Consider the following 17,276-nt stretch of genomic DNA (forward strand, 5'->3'; position numbering starts at 1 on the left):
GGATCGGGCGATGGAATGGATTCTGGAGAGCATGGCCTGCTTGGGAAATACGCCGGGTGGCGTACACGCAGGTGTCGCCGTCGACGGGCGCGGCCCGCAGGCCGCATTTGTGTCGGGTAGGCGAAACGCTATGTATTTAATAGCTATTAGGGCATACCAGATGCGCGGAGGCGGCCAAAAACATTCAAAATCCCCGCAACCACAGAGCCCGGTGGGAAATGCCCGCCCCGTCTACGATGGCGGCCACAGCCCACGCTCAGCCAAAAAGGATCCAACCCATGGTGAAACGACGCACAGTGCTGCTTGGCGGCGCCGCTACAGCGGGAGCGCTGGTCATTGGCTGGGGAGTGATGCCCCCGCGCCAGCGCCTGCACACCGCTGACCCGCTGCCCGCCGCGCCGGGCCAGGCCACGCTCAATGGCTGGCTCAAGGTCAGCGCCGATAACACCGTGACGGTGATGATGGCCAAGTCCGAAATGGGCCAGGGCGCACACACCGGCCTGGCCGCCATCCTGGCCGAGGAGCTGGACGCCGACTGGGCCCAGGTGCGGCTGGAGATGGCCCCCATCGATGACATCTACAACAACCTGGCCACGGTGGTGGACGGGCTGCCCTTCCACCCCGACAACGATGGATCGATCAAGGCCGTGGCAGGCTGGCTCACGGCCAAGACCATGCGCGAGGTGGGCGTGATGATGACGGGCGGCTCCAGCAGCATCAAGGATCTGTGGCTGCCCATGCGTGAGGCCGGGGCCCATGCGCGTGCCATGCTGATCCGCGCCGCCGCCGCGCAGTGGAAGGTGCAGGCCGCCGAGTGCACTGCCAACGCAGGTTGGGTGGAGCACGCCGCAGGCAAGCGTGCCACGTTTGGCGAACTCGCTGCGCTGGCCGCGCAGCAGCCCATGCCGGGCAAGGTGGCGCTGAAGGAGCCCGCGCAGTTCAAGCTCATCGGCAAGCCGCTCACACGCATCGAGGCACCCAGCAAGCTCGACGGGAGTGCCGCGTTCGGCATCGACGCCAACCCACCCGGCCTGCTGCACGCCAGCGTGGTGATGTGCCCCACCCGGGGCGGCAAGGTGGTCCGCTTTGACGCCGCTGCTGCCCAGAAATTGCCCGGAGTCAAACATGTGCTGGCCGTGGCGCCCCACCATGGAGGCACCGGTGGCGTGGCCGTGATTGCCGACACGCCCTGGCACGCCAAGAAGGCGGCGGCCACCGTCACCGTGGAGTGGGACCACGGCCCCGCCGCCACGCTGTCGAGCGAGGCCGTGATGGCACAGCTGGCCCAGGCGCTCGACCAGACCAAGGGTTTTGGCTACCACAGCGCTGGCGATGTGGACCAGGCCATGCAGGGCGCCGCCAGCAGCATCACCGCCGACTACCGCGCGCCCTATCTGGCCCACGCGGCGCTGGAGCCCATCAACTGCACCGCGCAATTCAAAGACGGCGCCGCCCAGGTGTGGACATCGACCCAGGTGCCGGGCCTCGCGCGAATGGCAGCGGCCAAGGCGCTCGGCATTGACGAAGAAAAAGTGACCGTGCACCAGCTGCTGCTGGGCGGCGGCTTTGGCCGGCGGCTGGAGGTGGACTATGTAGGCCAGGCCGCCGCCATTGCCATGGCCGCCAACGGGGCGCCTGTGCAGACACTGTGGAGCCGCGAGCAGGACACGCAACACGACTTCTACCGCCCAGCGTGCATGGCGCGCTTCAAGGCGGGCTTTGACGCACAGGGCCAGCTGGTGGCCTGGCACAACCTGTCGGTGGGCCAGGCCATCGTGCCGCAGGTGCTGGCGCGCACGTTCGGGCTGCCGGGCGCGGGGCCCGACAAGACGACATCCGAGGGCGCATTCGACCAGCCCTACGAATGGCCCCATGCGCGCATTGCGCACGAGATCATCGATGTGCCGCTGCCCGTGGGCTTCTGGCGTTCGGTGGGGCATTCGCACCAGGCGTTCTTCAAGGAATGTTTTGTGGACGAAGCCGCCCACGCAGCCAAGAAGGACCCCGTGGCCTTCCGCGCTGCGCTGCTGCAAAAGCACCCGCGCCACCTCAAGGTGCTGCAAAAGGCGGCAGAACTGGCAGGCTGGGGCCAGCCGATGGCTCCGGGCGCGGCGGGGGAGCTGCGTGCGCGCGGTGTGGCGCTGCACCAGTCGTTCGGCTCCATCGTGGCGCAGGTGGCCGAAGTGTCGGTGGGGGCAGACAAGGCCATCCGCGTGCACCGCGTGGTATGTGTGATCGACTGCGGCGCGGCCATCAACCCCAACCTGATCGCGCAGCAGATGGAAAGCGCCGTGGTGTTTGGCCTCACGGCGGCACTCTATGGCGAGATCACCCTGAAAGACGGGCAGGTGCAGCAGAGCAATTTCCACGACGTACCGCTGCTGCGCATGGCCGACTGCCCGCGTGTGGAGACACACATCATCAACAGCGCCGAGCCCCCGGAAGGCGTGGGCGAGCCCGGCGTGCCACCCATTGCACCTGCGGTGGCCAACGCCCTGTTTGCACTGACGGGCCAGCGCCTGCGCGCCCTGCCCCTGAAGCTGGCGTGAACCGACTCAAGGAACCACCATGTCCACCACCCTGCGTATCAACGGCAAAGCCGTCTCCGTCACCGCTGAGCCCGACACCCCGCTGCTGTGGGTACTGCGTGGCGAATTGCACATGAACGGCACCAAATTTGGCTGTGGCATGGCGCTGTGCGGCGCCTGCACCGTGCACCTGAACGGCGAGCCTGTGCGCGCCTGCATCACGCCCCTGTCGGCCGTCGGCGATGCCAATGTGACCACCATCGAGGGCCTGCAAGGCCCTGAAGCCACGGCCCTGCGCGCGGCGTGGACGGCGGTGGACGTAGCCCAGTGCGGCTACTGCCAGAGCGGGCAGTTGATGTCGGCCTGCGCGCTGCTCAAGAAAACGCCGAAGCCCAGCGATGCCGACATTGACGCGGCGATGGGTGGCAACGCGTGCCGCTGCGGCACCTACCCGCGCATCCGGGCGGCCATCCACCAGGCGGCCCAGACACCGCGCCAGGGCTAGAAATCTGTCCTAGATTCCCTCGCCCAGGTCCAGCTGCTTCGGTGCAGCCATGCTGCCGTCATCGGTCTGTGCATCAGCAACGTACACGGCGTTGCGACCTGTGCCCTTGGCCTGGTAGAGGGCCTTGTCGGCACGGTTCACGAGTTCTTCAAAGTCGAACCCCGAGCCCTTGTGCAGGGTGGCCACGCCGATGCTGACGGTGACCGCCACGTCCTGCCCCGCGTCGCCCACCGCCACGCGCAGGGCCTCAACGTCCCGGCGCAGCGTTTCGGCCACACGCAGTGCGCTCGGGCCATCGGTCTCCGGCAGCACGATGACAAACTCCTCGCCCCCAAACCGCGCCACGATGTCTACGCCACTGCGTTTGCGCGCCGTGCAGGCCTGGGCCACGGCGCAAATCACGCGGTCGCCCGCCAGGTGGCCATAGGCATCGTTGACCGCCTTGAACAGGTCGATGTCCACCACAAGCAGAGACAGCGGGCGCCCAAACCGCTCCGTGCGCTTGTACTCCTTGGCACCGAGCTCCATCAGCGAGCGGCGGTTGGAAAGGCCGGTGAGCGAGTCGTTGGCGGCCAAACGCTCCAGCGCGGTGTTGAGCTGCTGTAGCAGGCGGTTCTGCTCGCTGAGCTGCTGGTTGATCTGGGCGATCTCGGTCTCGCGGCACTTGCGGTCGTGGATATTGAACGTGACCCCGATCAAGCGTTTGCCCGGCGTAGCCGTGTGGCCGTCCATGACGCGCCCGTAGTTGGCGAACCAGACCCACTCACCGCTTTTGGAACGCAGACGGAACTCGCAGCGGTACTGCGGCGTGACGCCCGTCAGGTGGTCGGCCACGGCCTGGCGCACGGTGTCAATGTCGTCGGGGTGGAACAGGCTATAGATGTCCTGCACGCCCGAGACAATTTCCTCCTCGGTGAAACCCAGCTCCTCGAAGGTCTTGGTGGCCTTGCGCGTGACGTTGCCAGTGATGAGATCGTTCTCCCACAGGTCCAGCCCCGCAGCCTCCAGGGCCAGTTCAAGCCGCTCCTTGTTCAGGTCTACGTCACCCATACCCGTGGCCATTTTTCACAGCGTTCCATTTCTTTCATTGCGCAAGGTGCAAGGTGCCAAGTGCCAGGCTTCGGGTTTTCGTCTTGCACCCAGGTTCAGGCCGGGGGCATGCCACCTGCGTAGCCAATGTTGCGCAACAGCGCAGCAAACGACGCCACCACGCCGGGGGTGTTGTAGAGCTGGGGGGCGGTCTGCACCGCGATCACGCTCACCGTGTTGCCCGTGCTGCGGCCCAAGGCAGCATCAAAATACTGTGCTAGGTCGTCGCTGGCGTTCGAAAACCCGCGCCCCGTGCTCTCGGAGTAGTAGCAGATCGAGTCGGGTGCAATGATGTCGGGGGTGGTGCTCGCCGCCGAATACATGATCAGGTTCTCGTTGAGGTTGTAGAGGTAGTGCGTTTCGGTGCTCTGGGCCGGGTCCGGCGCATTGTCCAGCCGGATGATGCCCGAGTCCAGCGACGCACTGGAGGTGGACTGGGTGACCGAGGTGATGTAGAAGTTGCTGACCACGGCACGCGCGGCGCGGCCCGTAATCTCCTCTATGCCCGCCGCCACGGCCTGGGTGCTCAGCGGCGTGACCGCCTGCAAGAGCTGCAGGCCCAGCTGGCGTGCCTGCTCCAGCGTGCCCGGGATGTAGCTGCCCGACAACGCGAACTGGTTGCCAGCGTTAGAGGGCCACATGGCAATGCCCGAGTACCCGCCAAAACCGCCCACCACACCGCCCGCCAGCGACTCGATGCCCGATGCCGTGGCGGAGCCCAGCACCGCATATTCCGCCGCCACGAGCGTGGAGGCATCGCTGGCCAGCACAGCAGGGCTTGGCGCTGGCCCGGAAGGGGCGGTGAATGTGGTCTGGGGCAACTCGGGCACAGCCCGGCCCGCGCCGTCGCCATTGACCACCCAGATGCTGCCGCCCGACATGGCGGCGCCGATCAGTGGCACCAGCGAATTGATGGGCCCGATCTCCACCGGAATGAAGGCGCCCGGCTGCATGCCGGTATATGCCTGCAGCACGGCAACGGTGTTGCTGATGGAGTTCTGCACCGCCGTCAGGGTGAGGTTGTCGGCCGCATCGGGCGAGCCCATGATGGCCAGCACACAGGCGTTGGTGGCGCCGTCGTAGTCCTGCACCTGTACCGTGCCCGTGTAGCCCTGGTCTGCCAGCTGCTGCACTATGGTGCAGGCGTCGTGGTAGCTACCGCCACCGCCGCTGGCCAGAACAGCCGCACCAGTGGCAATCGCCTGAAAATCGGTCAGGCCATAGAAATAAACATTACCCATCTCGCGCGCGCCCTCTTCATGTTGATGGTTGGAGCACGATACGCAAGCCGGGTCGAAAGTCAATTGACGTTGTGCCCCCCCCCCGAACCGGGTGGCGGCGCATGCCACGGCAGGGCCAACACTCTGGTTTCCTGGCGCTTCATCGCCTATGCTGTGCACCAAGATGTTTTCTGGCCGATTGCCACACCACACCATGAGCACCTCCGAAAAATCCACCGTCTACAGCACCGAAGACCTCTTGATCAGCCTGTGCAACTCCGTCACCCGCGTGCTGGGCGTGGCCACCCACAGCCAGATCCACTATTCAGGCATGGTCCAGCGCATCAGCAAAACCTGCCTGCGGCCCGAAATTGGCTGTTTTGTATTGTTTGATGGCGGCTTTTCTGGGCTGGTGATCATCAATTTCACTGGCCAGGCGGCCATGGAGCTGTACGCCAACTACCTGCTGAACATGGGCATGTCCAAGGACGATCTGGTCAGCTCCTACACGTCGGACGAGGTCAGCAACGTGATGGGCGAGCTGATGAACCAGGTGGTGGGCGACTTCACCGGCAAGGTGCGGCGCGAGCTGCAGACCCACATCACCCAGAACCAGCCCAAGATGCTGGTGCTGAACAAGCAGGTGCAGCTGAGCGTGGATGCCAACCTCGACAAGCCCGAGGCACGGCGCGTGACCTTCTACACGGCCAACAACAACATCTTCTACCTGGAACTGGCGATTGACCGCACCGAGTTCATCAAGCTCTACGACTTCGAGGCCCAGGAAGCCCCGGACCCCGACGCCCTGATGGCCCAGTCGCAGGAGGGCCCCCCGGTGCCCGCGCCACCACCCGCCGGGCAGGACGACACCGACGCGCTGCTCAAGTCGCTCGGGATGTAAGCGCTGGCGACCCCAGGGTCGCGCGGGGCACAGATGGGGGGCGCAGGTGCCGCCCATTGCCCGGGCCCAAAACATCAAAATTGATAGCTAAAAACCCTTTCCTGTCAGGCGGGAGAGGCCAAAAAAGCTCCGAAATTACCCCTCAAACTGCGGATGCAGCTGTCGGATGCGGTTCATCGCCATGGCCGCAGCGGCGGTGCGTGTTTCCACCCCCAGCTTGGCAAACACGCGCTCCAGGTGCTTCTTCACGGTGGCGGGGCTGGCGCCCAGGATGTCGCCGATGTCGCGGTTGATCTTGCCCTTGACCACCCAGTACAGCACCTCGGCCTCGCGCGCCGTGAGCTTGAAGGACAGGCTCATGGATTCGATGATTTTTGCGTCGGACACCTCGCGCATCACGATGAGCCAGTCGCCGCCCCCCGCGCTGTCGCCCGCCTGCTGGTGCAGGCGGAAGGTGAGGCGGCGCGCGCCCTGCTCCACCGCTAGGCGGGGCGGCTCGGCCAGGGATGCGGCCAGCAGCTCGGCGGCGTTGTCGGCCAGCACATGGCGGCGCAGCCAGGCCTGCACGGACTCGGGCGCCCACTGCCCGAACGCGGTGGGTGTTCCATCGGGCCCCACTTCGCCAAAGTAGCTTTGCAGCAGCTCGCGCGCCAGCGGGGTTTGCCACACGATGCGGCCGTCCACGGCGCGCACGGTGATGCTGGCGTAGCCGAACGCATCGAGCGCATTGCGGGCCTCGCGGGCCTGGCGGGCCTCCTGCCGGGCCTTGCGGGCTGCGCCCAGGTGCACGCCCATCCTTGCCATCACCTCGCGCGGCTTGATGGGCTTGGTCACGTAGTCGATGCCACCGGCCTCCAGCGCGGCCACCAGGTGCTCGGTCTCGGTCAGGCCCGTCATGAAGATGATGGGGATGTGCGCCGTGGCGGGCGAGGCTTTGAGGCGCCGGGCGACTTCAAAGCCGTCCATGCCGGGCATCATGGCATCGAGCAAAACAATGTCGGGCAAGGCCTGCGCGGCGCGCTGCAGGGCCGCCTCGCCGTGTGTGGCCACCAGCACGGTGTAGCCGGACTCGTCGAGCGCGTCGTGCAGCACAGCCAGGTTGTCGGGCACGTCGTCCACGATCAGCACCACGTCGCTGTCGCTGCGGTCCAGCGCCGTGCCGGGGGGGGCCGGGGTCACAAGGGTAGGAGGTACGGGGGTATTCATCACGAAGGCGCCTGCTCCAGGATCTGGCCCATGGCATCGAACTGGAATTGTTTGGCCAGTTGCCGCATGGTGCCGACAAAAGCGCTGTGCGCGGGCTGACTGCGTTCAATGTCGTCCAGCGTGTTGAGAATGCCCCGGTAGTAGCCCAAGGACACTGCCTGCGCGAGAGCCAGCAACGCAGCGGCATCGGGGTAAGTGAGGGGTGCTGGCGCCGCGGACGCCACGGCGGGTTCAGCGCCTGCGGGAGCCGTGATGGCCTCGTCGTATTGCCACTGCAGGCCCAGGCGGCGCTCCAGCCAGTCCAGCAGCTCGCTGTGGCGCACGGGCTTGACGATGAAGTCTTCGGGGCGGATGTCCACGTCGTTGTCGAGCGCCTTGTCAAAGGCATTGGCGGAGACGATGGCGCAGTGGACACCCTGCAACCGCATCTGCCGCACACGCCGCAAGGTCTCCCACCCGTCGATGCCCGGCATGGCCAGGTCCATGAAGATGGCGTGGGGTCGGTAGCCGGTGGCAAGCAAGTCCAGCGCGTCGTGCCCACTGGCGGCCTGCCGCAGCTCAAAGCCCAGGGGCTCCAGCAGCTGCACCAGCAGCTCGCGGTCGGGTTCTTCGTTGTCTACCACCAGAATGCGGCGGCGCTCGCCCGCATAGCCCCTGCGCGCGCGCTGGGCTTGCACCGCCACGGGCGGCGCTGCCTTGCCCAGCACATCCCCATGCACTTCGGGCAGGAAGAGCTTGACATGGAACACCGAGCCCACGCCGGGCTGGCTGGTCACCGTGAGCTCGCCGCCCATGAGCGCGGTGAGCATCTTGGCGATGGTCAGGCCCAGGCCCGCGCCCGGCGCAGCTGCGGTGCTGCCACCACCCGAGCCGCCGCGCGCAAAGGGCTCGAAGATGCGCTCGATCTCCTCGGACGTGAGGCCCGGCCCCGTGTCCTGCACCTCGATGCGCGCCATCTCGCGGGCATAGCGCACACGCAAGGTGACGGTGCCCTGCGCGGTGAACTTGACGGCATTGCCCAGCAGGTTGATGAGGATCTGGCGCAGGCGCTTGTCGTCGGCACGCACCACTTCCGGGATCACTCCTTGCACGTCGAACGTGAACGCCAGGCCCTTGGCCGCGGCCTGCAGTTCAAACAGGCTGGCCATCTCGTGCAGGCCATCGGCAAAGCGCATGGGCGTCACGTCGAGCGTGAGTTTGCCGGATTCGATGCGCGCAATGTCGAGCGTGCCCTCGATGAGCGACAACAAATGCTCGCCACCACGGCGGATCACGTGCACTGCCTGCTTGCGGTGGGGCGGCACGCCCGCGTCCTCGCCCATCAGCTGCGCGTAGCCCAGGATGGAGTTGAGCGGTGTGCGGATCTCGTGGCTGATGGCGCTGATGTAGCGGCTCTTGGCCTGGTTGGCCTGGTCGGCGGCGCGCTTGGCTTCTTCAGCCACCTGGCGGGCTTGCTCGGCCACGCTGCGGGCGGTTTGCAGGGCCTCGTCGGTTTGGCGGTGCAGTTCGATCTCGCGCACCAAAAGGCCCGTTTGGCGGTTGGATTCCTCTTGCGCCACCTGCCGGCTCTTGTGCGCCAGCACCAGCCACCACGCCACGATGCCCGAGATCACCAGCAGCGCCAGATAGGCCTTGAGCAGGCCCGAGCGCAGTGCCACTTCGGGGGCTGCCATCACCTCGGTGTCGGTGGCCGCCTGGGCGATGGTGTTGAGCTCCTGGTGGTACAGCAGCCCCATCACCGAGGCCAGCAGCGGCGCAATCACCAGCATCAGCAGCAAAAAATGCCCCAGGCCCGTGTCCAAATAGCGCCAGATGGCGCGCGGCAACACCCAGCGCAGCGCGGCAGACCATTGCACTGCCATGCTCGCGTGGGGCTTGCACAGGTCGCCACAGCGCGCATCGAGCGTGCAGCACAGCGAGCAGATTGCCCCCCGGTAGGCTGGGCACTGGGCCATGTCGGGGGCCTCGTATTCGCGCTCGCACACCACGCAGCGCTGCACCACCAGGCGCTGGTAGCTGCAAACATCGGCGGCCCGCGCGCCAGGCACGGGGCCCGCCATGGGAACGGCCACGGGTGCGCTCTGCCTGGCGATGTAGTACTTGCCGCGCGTGGCCCAGGCGATCAGCGGCGCCGTCACAAAGGCCACCGCCATCGCAATCACGGCAGAGAACGCCTGCGGCAGCGGGCCGAACACCCCCAGGTGGGCGCTGATGGAGACGATGGATGCCAGCGCCATCGCCCCCACACCCACCGGGTTAATGTCGTACAGGTGCGCCCGCTTGAACTCAATGCCCTTGGGCGACAGACCCAGCGGCTTGTTGATGACCAGGTCGGCCACCACGGCCATGATCCAGGCGATGGCGATGTTGGAATACAGCCCCAGCACCTCGCCCATGGCGCGGAACACGTTCATCTCCATCAGCATGAAGGCAATCAGCGTGTTGAACACCACCCACACCACCCGCCCCGGGTGGCTGTGCGTGAGGCGCGAGAAGAAGTTGGACCATGCCAGAGAGCCCGCGTAGGCGTTGGTCACGTTGATCTTCATCTGCGAGATCACCACAAACAGCGCGGTGGCCGCCACCGCCCAGCCGTAGTGCGGGAAGACATATTCATACGCCACCAGGTACATCTGGTTAGGGTCCACCGCACGCTCGGCAGGCACCATGTGGGTGAGCGCCAGCCAGGCCAGCAGCGCGCCGCCCAGCATCTTGAGCACACCCAGCACCACCCAGCCTGGCCCACCCACCAGCACGCCCAGCCACCAGCGCCCGCGCGTGGCGGGGGTGGATGCGGGCATGAAACGCAGGTAGTCGGCCTGCTCCCCCATCTGGGTAATGAGCGCAATCCCCACGGTGAGCGCCGCACCAAACAAGGGCAACTGGAAGGTGGCGCCGCGCATGGATTCACCACCGTAGTGCACCACCCCGGAAAACGCACCAGGATCGCTCACCAGCACATAGACAAACGGCACCACCAGCATCACCAGCCACAAGGGCTGTGTCCACATTTGCAGGCGGCTGATGACCGAGACACCGTGTGTGACCAGCGGAATCACCACCATGGCGCAGATGAGGTAGCCCAAGGTGGGCGGAATGTCGAGCGCCAACTCCAGCGCATAGGCCATCACAGCGGCTTCGAGCGCAAAGAAGATGAAGGTGAAGCTGGCGTAGATGAGCGAGGTGAGCGTGGAGCCGATATAGCCAAAGCCCGCGCCGCGCGTCAGCAGGTCCATATCCACCCCATAGCGCGCGGCGTACACGCTGATGGGCAGCCCCGCCAGAAAGATGATGAGCCCCGTGGCCACGATGGCCCAGAACGCGTTGATGAAGCCGTACTGCACCAGCAGCGTGGCGCCCACGGCTTCGAGGATCAGGAACGACGCGGCACCGAACGCCGTGTTGGCCACCCGCCACTCGGACCACTTGCGAAAACGCTGGGGCGTGTAGCGCAGCGCGTAGTCCTCCATGGTCTCGGTGGCCACCCAGCTGTTGTAGTCACGCCGGACCTTCACCACCTGCTGCGGCGCCTGCGCGTCGGCATCCGGCCGCAACACTGGTGCGGAGACCGCATCGGTCGGTGCAAGGGAGGGGGTGGAGGAAGGCATGGGCAAAGGGTGGCAGCAGCCCTTGCAAGTGCAGTTTCCATGCCACGGATCCCTTTCACATCCCGCGCACCTTCGCCCTCTGGCGTATGGCGGGCACGGGGCTTGCTGCCTATGATGGGCTCGCTTCCACCAGATCACCCCGGTACACCATGGAACTCACCCCCAGAGAAAAAGACAAGCTGCTGATCTTTACCGCCGCCCTGCTGGCCGAACGCCGCAAGGCCCGGGGCCTGAAGCTCAACTACCCCGAGGCCGTGGCCCTGATCAGCGCCGCCGTGATGGAGGGCGCGCGCGATGGCAAGACGGTGGCCCAGCTCATGAGCGAAGGCCGCACGGTGCTGACCCGCGCCGATGTGATGGAGGGCATCGCCGAGATGATTCCGGACATCCAGGTCGAGGCCACCTTCCCCGACGGCACGAAGCTTGTCACCGTGCACCAGCCAATCGTCTGACCTCTTTTCCCTCTTCTCCGTGGAGCCCCCATGCGCATCGCCCTCTCAAACCGCCACACAGCAGCTCTTCTTTTCATAGCTGCCAGCGCAATCAGCACAGGCGCCAGCGCCCATACAGGTGCTGAATCCCATATCCACAACAGTTTTCTGAGCGGCTTTGCCCACCCGCTGTTCGGCCTGGACCACCTGGCTGCCATGGTGGCCGTGGGGCTGTGGAGCGCGCTGGCCGCGCGCAGCGCCGGGCGCGACCTGCTGTGGGGCCCCGTGGGCTTTGCGGCCATGCTGCTGGCGGGTGCCGTGCTGGGCCTGCAGGGTGTGGCACTGCCTGCGGTAGAGCCGATGATTGCTGCCTCGCTGCTGGTCACCGGCCTGCTCGTGGTGTCGCGCCTGCGCGTGCCCGGGCTGGTGGCGGCTCTGGGTGCGGGTGTGTTTGCCGTCTTTCACGGTGTAGCGCACGGCTACGAACTGGCTGGCGACGACAGCGCCTGGCAAACCCTGGCGGGCATGCTGGCGGCTACCGTGCTGCTGCATGGCGCGGGCCTGGCGGCGGGCTGGGCACTGCGCCACCGCCCAGCGTGGCTGGCGCGCGCCGCCGGTGCGGGCGTGGCGGCGTTCGGCGGTGCGCTGCTGCTGCAAATGGCGTGATGACTGCAACCTGCACCCTGTTTGACAAGCCCACAAGCCCCTCTCCCCTCGCGGGAGAGGGGTTGGGGAGAGGGGGCTGGGCGGGCACAGCGCTCACATCCACCGCCCCCTCTCCCCGGCCCTCTCCCACCTGGGGAGAGGGAGTAACCCCCACCCAGGATGACCAACCATGATCCCAGGCGAACTCTTCACCGAACCCGGCGAGCACGCGCTCAACACCGGCCGCCGCACACTCACGCTGGTGGTGCGCAACACCGGCGACCGCCCCATCCAGGTCGGCTCGCACTACCACTTTGCCGAGACCAACAACGCCCTGGGCTTTGACCGCGCTGCCGCACGCGGCATGCGGCTGAACATTGCGTCGGGCACGGCCGTGCGCTTTGAGCCCGGCCAGGAGCGCACCGTGGAGCTGGTGGACTACGCGGGCGAGCGCCAGGTGTTCGGCTTTCAGGGCCTGACACAGGGCGCACTCTAAAAAATCAAGCAAAAAAAGCCCTCTGCGCTCATCCCATCAGCGCGAGCAGCTATCAAAAACATAGTAATCACCCGTTTCGCGGAGCACCCACACCATGGCAACCATTGGACGACGCGCCTACGCCGAAATGTTCGGCCCCACGGTGGGCGACCGCCTGCGTCTGGCCGACACCGAACTCCTCCTGGAAGTTGAGGCCGACTACACGCTGCGCGCGGGCAGCTACGGCGAAGAAGTGAAGTTTGGCGGCGGCAAAACCATCCGCGACGGCATGGCGCAAAGCCAGCGCACCAACGCACAAGGCGCAGTGGACACCGTGCTGACCAATGCCCTCGTCATTGACCACACCGGCATCTTCAAGGCCGACATTGGCCTGCGCGCTGGCCGCATCGCCGCTATCGGCAAGGCGGGCAACCCCGACACGCAGCCGGGCGTGGACATCGTCATCGGCCCCGGCACCGAGGTCATCAGCTGCGAGGGCAACATCGTCACCGCAGGCGGCATCGACAGCCACATCCACTTCATCTGCCCGCAGCAGGTCGAAGAGGCCCTGGCCAGCGGCGTGACCACCATGCTGGGCGGCGGCACAGGCCCCGCCACGGGCACGCTGGCCACCACCTGCACCTCCGGCCCCTTCAACATGGAGCGCATGCTGCAGGCGGCAGACGCCTTCCCCATGAACCTGGGCTTTTTGGGCAAGGGCAACGCCAGCCTGCCCGATGCGCTGCACGAGCAGATCAACGCGGGCGCCATTGGCCTCAAGCTGCACGAAGACTGGGGCACCACGCCATCGGCCATCAGCAACTGCCTGGATGTGGCGGACGAGACGGACACGCAGGTCGCCATTCACTCTGACACGCTCAACGAATCGGGCTTTGTGGAGAACACCATCGCCGCCGTGGCCGGGCGCGGCATCTGCGCCTTCCACACCGAAGGCGCAGGCGGCGGGCACGCGCCGGACATCCTGCGCGTGGTGGGTGAGGACAACTTCCTGCCATCGTCCACCAACCCCACCATGCCCTACACGCACAACACGCTCGATGAGCATGTGGACATGCTCATGGTGTGCCACCACCTCGACGCCAGCATTGCCGAAGACCTGGCCTTTGCCGAAAGCCGCATCCGCAAAGAGACGATTGCGGCAGAAGACATCCTGCACGACCTGGGCGCCATCAGCATGATGAGCAGCGACAGCCAGGCCATGGGCCGCGTGGGCGAGGTCATCCTGCGCACCTGGCAGACGGCGCACAAGATGAAGGTGCAGCGCGGCAGCCTGGCTGGCGACACCGCCCGCAACGACAACACGCGCATCAAGCGCTACGTGGCAAAGTACACGATCAACCCCGCCATTGCGCACGGCATTGCCCACGAGGTGGGCTCGCTCGAAGTCGGCAAGTGGGCCGATATCGTGATCTGGAAACCCGCGTTCTTTGGTGTGAAGCCCGCGCTGATTTTGAAAGGCGGGCTCATCGCCATGGCTGCCATGGGCGACCCCAATGCGTCCATCCCCACACCGCAGCCGGTGCACTACCGCCCCATGTTCGGCGCATTTGGCGGGGCCGTGGCCAAAACCTCGCTGACCTTTGTGTCGCAAGCGGGGCTGAACGCGGGCATTGGCGAACGCTTTGGCCTGCGCAAAACCTTGAGCGCGGTGCGCAACATCCGCAGCGTGCGCAAGCAGCACATGGTGCACAACAGCTACACGCCCAAGATGGAAATCGACGCGCAAACCTACACCGTGCGCGCCGATGGCCAGCTGCTCACCTGTGAGCCCGCCACGGTGTTGCCCATGGCGCAGCGCTACTTTTTGTTCTGAGGCCACGCGCCGTGAATGCCTTGCAGCAAGAGCTGGACGTCCGCCGGGACGACCTGAGCGACCCGCGCATCGAAGCCTTCATGCAGGAGCACCTGCAAGACATGTACGCGGTGTCACCGCCCGAAAGTGTGCACGCACTGGACATGGACCAGCTGCGCCAGCCCGACATCGCCTTCTGGTCAGCCTGGCTGCCCGGGGCAGATGGCGACATGCTGGTGGGCACAGGAGCGCTCAAGCAGCTGGACGCGAATCATGCAGAGCTCAAGTCCATGCGTACAAGTGCCCGCCACCGGGGACGCGGCATCGCCCGCCAGCTGCTGAGCCACTTGCTGGAGACAGCCCGCGCACGTGGCTTTTCCCGCGTAAGTCTGGAGACGGGCCCACAGGCCTTCTTCGAACCGGCGCGCAGACTGTATTTCCAGCACGGCTTTGTCGAATGTGGCCCGTTTGCTGGCTACGGCCCCGACCCCTACAGTTTCTTTATGACCCGCACGCTGTAACCCAGGCCGTCCAGCAGGGTTACACCCCTGGCCGACAATGCGTCATTTGCCCGCTGGAACCCCATACCCCATGATCCAAGCCTCCAAACTCATCCCCCAAGGCAAGGGCCTTGCACCCGTGCTCGTCAAGCGCGCCACCACCATCGAGCTGGATTGGGATGTGCGCCAGAAGAGCCGTTTTGCTGCCACTGACTCTGCCGGGCGCGAGCTTGGCATCTTCTTGCCCCGTGGCACGCTGGTGCGCGGCGGTGATGTGCTGGTGGCAGAAGACGGCTCCATGGTGCGCGTCATCGCCGCCCCGCAGCCGGTGCTGGTCATCACGCACTGCCAAAACCACGGCACCCCGTTTGACCTGACCCGTGCCGCCTACCACCTGGGCAACCGCCACGTGCCCATCGAGCTGCAGCCCGACCACCTCAAGATCGAGCCCGACCATGTGCTGGCCGACATGCTGCGCGCGATGCACCTCATCGTGAAGGCGCAGAACCTGCCGTTTGAGCCCGAAGGTGGCGCTTACGCTGCAGGGCATGGCGGTGGGCACCACCATGGAGGTCATGGCCACAATCATGATCACGACCATGATCACGACCATGGACACGCGCATAACCATGACCATGACCATGGGCACACCCACACCGATACACCGGCTGCGACCACACCTCCAGCCCGTGGCCGCACCCTGTCTATCCCCGTGGTGGCCCAAGGGCACGTGCACGGCCCCAACTGCAACCACGACCACTGAGCCCCCCACATGCGCCTGGACCGCCCCACGCCGCTGCCCGCCGCCAGCTTCTTGCAGCTGATGTGGCTGGCCTCGCCCGCATTGCCCGTGGGGGGGTTCTCGTATTCCGAGGGGCTGGAAAGCGCCATTGAAAACGCAGGCCTCGCCAGCGAAGCCGCCGTGGGCGACTGGCTGCTGGACCAGCTCCACATCACCCAGGCGCGCGGCGACATGGCCCTCATCGCCAAGGCCGTGGGTGCCTGGCGGCGCGCTGACTGGGCGCATGTGCGCGAACTCAACGACTGGGTCCTGCACACCCGCGAAACCAGCGAGCTGCGCCTGCAAACCGAGCAAATGGGCCGATCGATGGCGGACTGGCTGCGCAACCAGCACCAGGGTGACGAGGCCCTGATGCCCGCCGTGCGCCACCTCGCCGCCCTGCCCCCCACCTACCCCGTGGCGTTTGCGCTGGCCGCATCGCCCACCCTGGCCAGCGTGCGCGAGGTGCTGCTGGCCTACGCCTTCGGCTGGGCCGAGAACATGGTGCAGGCAGCCCTTAAATCCATGCAACTGGGCCAAAGTGCGGGCCAGCGCATCCTGGCCCGGCTGGCCAACGCCATTCCACTGGCCGCAGACCACGCTGCCAGCCTGATGGACAGCGAGCGCCAGGCCTTTACGCCCATGCTGGCCATCCTCTCGGCGCAGCACGAAACCCAATACTCCCGCCTCTTCAGATCATGACCACAAGCAATCTGCACCACATCCCGAACCGCACCAAAAACCTGCCGCCTTTGCGCGTGGGCATCGGCGGCCCCGTCGGCTCCGGCAAGACCACCTTGCTGGAGATGCTGTGCAAGACCATGCGCGATGACTACGACCTCATTGCCATCACCAACGACATCTACACCAAGGAAGACCAGCGCCTGCTGACCGTGAGCGGCGCCCTGCCCGCCGAGCGTATCTTGGGTGTGGAAACCGGCGGCTGCCCCCACACCGCCATCCGCGAGGATTGCTCCATCAACCTCGAAGCCATCGACCGCATGCTGGGCGAGTTCCCCAACGCCGACATCGTGTTTGTGGAAAGCGGCGGCGACAACCTGGCCGCCACCTTCAGCCCCGAGCTGAGCGACCTCACCATCTACGTCATCGATGTGGCCGCCGGCGAAAAAATCCCCCGCAAGGGCGGCCCCGGCATCACCAAGAGCGACCTTTTCATCATCAACAAGACCGACCTAGCTCCGCATGTGGGCGCCAACCTGGATGTGATGCACGCCGACACCACCCGCATGCGCTCCAACGCCCAGGGCCTCAAGCCGTTTGTGATGACCAACCTCAAAACCCTGGCGGGCGTGGCCGACGTGGTGAAGTTCATCGAGACCCGGGGCATGCTGCAAAAAAAATCAGCCCCCGCAGTCGGCTAGAATTCGCGCCTCCACACTTGGAGACTTGGGTGAGTGGTTTAAACCAGCAGTCTTGAAAACTGCCGACGGGCAACCGTCCGTGAGTTCGAATCTCACAGTCTCCGCCAGAACATGCAGCAAACGGGCCTCTACGGCCCGTTTTGTTTTCCGAACCGCACCCCCGTCCCTGCTCACGGGCGGCACTGGCAGTGC

15 protein-coding genes and 1 tRNA gene are annotated in these 17,276 nt (G+C 65.9%); 12 read left to right on the forward strand and 4 right to left on the reverse strand.

Annotated elements, in window-relative coordinates; genetic code table 11:
* Window positions 1-278 precede the first annotated feature (278 nt).
* Together DBR12_RS15795 and DBR12_RS15800 are read left to right on the forward strand one after the other, a co-directional pair.
* Window positions 279-2,549, forward strand: coding sequence for a xanthine dehydrogenase family protein molybdopterin-binding subunit (locus DBR12_RS15795; protein ID WP_108618134.1), 2,271 nt, complete (start codon window positions 279-281; stop codon window positions 2,547-2,549).
* A gap of 19 nt (window positions 2,550-2,568) precedes the next feature.
* The gene (locus DBR12_RS15800; protein ID WP_108618135.1) at window positions 2,569-3,033 is read left to right on the forward strand and encodes a (2Fe-2S)-binding protein; all 465 of its coding nucleotides are present in this window, start codon (window positions 2,569-2,571) and stop codon (window positions 3,031-3,033) included.
* A 9-nt stretch (window positions 3,034-3,042) separates the two neighbouring features.
* Here DBR12_RS15800 and DBR12_RS15805 read toward each other — a convergent pair whose 3' ends face one another.
* Window positions 3,043-4,083, reverse strand: a complete 1,041-nt coding sequence (locus tag DBR12_RS15805) for a sensor domain-containing diguanylate cyclase (protein WP_108618295.1) — start codon at window positions 4,081-4,083, stop codon at window positions 3,043-3,045.
* A gap of 95 nt (window positions 4,084-4,178) precedes the next feature.
* Window positions 4,179-5,363 (reverse strand): DUF917 family protein, encoded by a 1,185-nt coding sequence (locus DBR12_RS15810; RefSeq protein ID WP_108618136.1) that lies wholly within the window; start codon window positions 5,361-5,363, stop codon window positions 4,179-4,181.
* A 193-nt stretch (window positions 5,364-5,556) separates the two neighbouring features.
* On the opposite strand from DBR12_RS15810, the gene DBR12_RS15815 reads away from it, so the two are divergent.
* Window positions 5,557-6,243, forward strand: coding sequence for a DUF3334 family protein (locus tag DBR12_RS15815; RefSeq protein ID WP_108618296.1), 687 nt, complete (start codon window positions 5,557-5,559; stop codon window positions 6,241-6,243).
* A gap of 135 nt (window positions 6,244-6,378) precedes the next feature.
* Here DBR12_RS15815 and DBR12_RS15820 read toward each other — a convergent pair whose 3' ends face one another.
* Entirely contained in the window at window positions 6,379-7,449 is a 1,071-nt protein-coding gene (locus tag DBR12_RS15820) for a response regulator (protein ID WP_108618137.1), read from the reverse strand.
* The gene (locus DBR12_RS15825) at window positions 7,449-11,057 is read right to left on the reverse strand and encodes an ATP-binding protein (RefSeq protein ID WP_108618138.1); all 3,609 of its coding nucleotides are present in this window, start codon (window positions 11,055-11,057) and stop codon (window positions 7,449-7,451) included. Before DBR12_RS15825 ends, DBR12_RS15820 begins: the two co-directional genes overlap by 1 nt.
* Before the next feature lie 149 nt (window positions 11,058-11,206).
* Here DBR12_RS15825 and DBR12_RS15830 point away from each other — a divergent pair, with 149 nt between their 5' ends.
* The 9 genes from DBR12_RS15830 (at window position 11,207) to DBR12_RS15870 (ending at window position 17,191) form a co-directional block, all read left to right on the forward strand.
* Window positions 11,207-11,509, forward strand: coding sequence for an urease subunit gamma (locus tag DBR12_RS15830; protein WP_044397060.1), 303 nt, complete (start codon window positions 11,207-11,209; stop codon window positions 11,507-11,509).
* A gap of 30 nt (window positions 11,510-11,539) precedes the next feature.
* The gene (locus tag DBR12_RS15835) at window positions 11,540-12,154 is read left to right on the forward strand and encodes a HupE/UreJ family protein (protein ID WP_108618139.1); all 615 of its coding nucleotides are present in this window, start codon (window positions 11,540-11,542) and stop codon (window positions 12,152-12,154) included.
* 169 nt (window positions 12,155-12,323) lie between these two features.
* Window positions 12,324-12,629: an urease subunit beta gene (locus tag DBR12_RS15840; RefSeq protein ID WP_108618140.1), complete on the forward strand. Its 306-nt coding sequence runs from the start codon at window positions 12,324-12,326 to the stop codon at window positions 12,627-12,629.
* A 94-nt stretch (window positions 12,630-12,723) separates the two neighbouring features.
* Window positions 12,724-14,442, forward strand: coding sequence for an urease subunit alpha (gene ureC / locus DBR12_RS15845; protein WP_108618141.1), 1,719 nt, complete (start codon window positions 12,724-12,726; stop codon window positions 14,440-14,442).
* A gap of 11 nt (window positions 14,443-14,453) precedes the next feature.
* A complete protein-coding gene (locus tag DBR12_RS15850) occupies window positions 14,454-14,942 on the forward strand; it encodes a GNAT family N-acetyltransferase (RefSeq protein ID WP_369861612.1) in 489 nt (162 codons plus the stop codon).
* 70 nt (window positions 14,943-15,012) lie between these two features.
* The gene (ureE, locus tag DBR12_RS15855; RefSeq protein WP_108618142.1) at window positions 15,013-15,684 is read left to right on the forward strand and encodes an urease accessory protein UreE; all 672 of its coding nucleotides are present in this window, start codon (window positions 15,013-15,015) and stop codon (window positions 15,682-15,684) included.
* Between the two features lie 9 nt (window positions 15,685-15,693).
* Window positions 15,694-16,404, forward strand: coding sequence for an urease accessory protein UreF (locus DBR12_RS15860; protein ID WP_108618143.1), 711 nt, complete (start codon window positions 15,694-15,696; stop codon window positions 16,402-16,404).
* Window positions 16,401-17,084, forward strand: coding sequence for an urease accessory protein UreG (ureG, locus tag DBR12_RS15865; RefSeq protein ID WP_108618144.1), 684 nt, complete (start codon window positions 16,401-16,403; stop codon window positions 17,082-17,084). Before DBR12_RS15860 ends, ureG begins: the two co-directional genes overlap by 4 nt.
* Before the next feature lie 19 nt (window positions 17,085-17,103).
* Window positions 17,104-17,191, forward strand: a tRNA-Ser gene (locus tag DBR12_RS15870).
* Window positions 17,192-17,276: the final 85 nt, after the last annotated feature.

Origin of the sequence: Acidovorax sp. HMWF029, from assembly GCF_003060895.1 — a bacterium.
In the GTDB taxonomy this organism is placed as follows: domain Bacteria; phylum Pseudomonadota; class Gammaproteobacteria; order Burkholderiales; family Burkholderiaceae_C; genus Acidovorax.

Bases quoted from the DNA above. Each gene is read 5' to 3' on its own strand.
- DBR12_RS15810 (WP_108618136.1), bottom strand. From the start codon at position 5,363: ATGGGTAATGTTTATTTCTATGGCCTGACCGATTTTCAGGCGATTGCC.
- DBR12_RS15840 (WP_108618140.1), top strand. From the start codon at position 12,324: ATGATCCCAGGCGAACTCTTCACCGAACCCGGCGAGCACGCGCTCAAC.
- DBR12_RS15860 (WP_108618143.1), top strand. From the start codon at position 15,694: ATGCGCCTGGACCGCCCCACGCCGCTGCCCGCCGCCAGCTTCTTGCAG.
- ureE (WP_108618142.1), top strand. From the start codon at position 15,013: ATGATCCAAGCCTCCAAACTCATCCCCCAAGGCAAGGGCCTTGCACCC.
- ureC (WP_108618141.1), top strand. From the start codon at position 12,724: ATGGCAACCATTGGACGACGCGCCTACGCCGAAATGTTCGGCCCCACG.
- DBR12_RS15825 (WP_108618138.1), bottom strand. From the start codon at position 11,057: ATGCCTTCCTCCACCCCCTCCCTTGCACCGACCGATGCGGTCTCCGCA.
- DBR12_RS15830 (WP_044397060.1), top strand. From the start codon at position 11,207: ATGGAACTCACCCCCAGAGAAAAAGACAAGCTGCTGATCTTTACCGCC.
- DBR12_RS15805 (WP_108618295.1), bottom strand. From the start codon at position 4,083: ATGGGTGACGTAGACCTGAACAAGGAGCGGCTTGAACTGGCCCTGGAG.
- ureG (WP_108618144.1), top strand. From the start codon at position 16,401: ATGACCACAAGCAATCTGCACCACATCCCGAACCGCACCAAAAACCTG.
- DBR12_RS15815 (WP_108618296.1), top strand. From the start codon at position 5,557: ATGAGCACCTCCGAAAAATCCACCGTCTACAGCACCGAAGACCTCTTG.
- DBR12_RS15820 (WP_108618137.1), bottom strand. From the start codon at position 7,449: ATGAATACCCCCGTACCTCCTACCCTTGTGACCCCGGCCCCCCCCGGC.
- DBR12_RS15795 (WP_108618134.1), top strand. From the start codon at position 279: ATGGTGAAACGACGCACAGTGCTGCTTGGCGGCGCCGCTACAGCGGGA.
- DBR12_RS15800 (WP_108618135.1), top strand. From the start codon at position 2,569: ATGTCCACCACCCTGCGTATCAACGGCAAAGCCGTCTCCGTCACCGCT.
- DBR12_RS15835 (WP_108618139.1), top strand. From the start codon at position 11,540: ATGCGCATCGCCCTCTCAAACCGCCACACAGCAGCTCTTCTTTTCATA.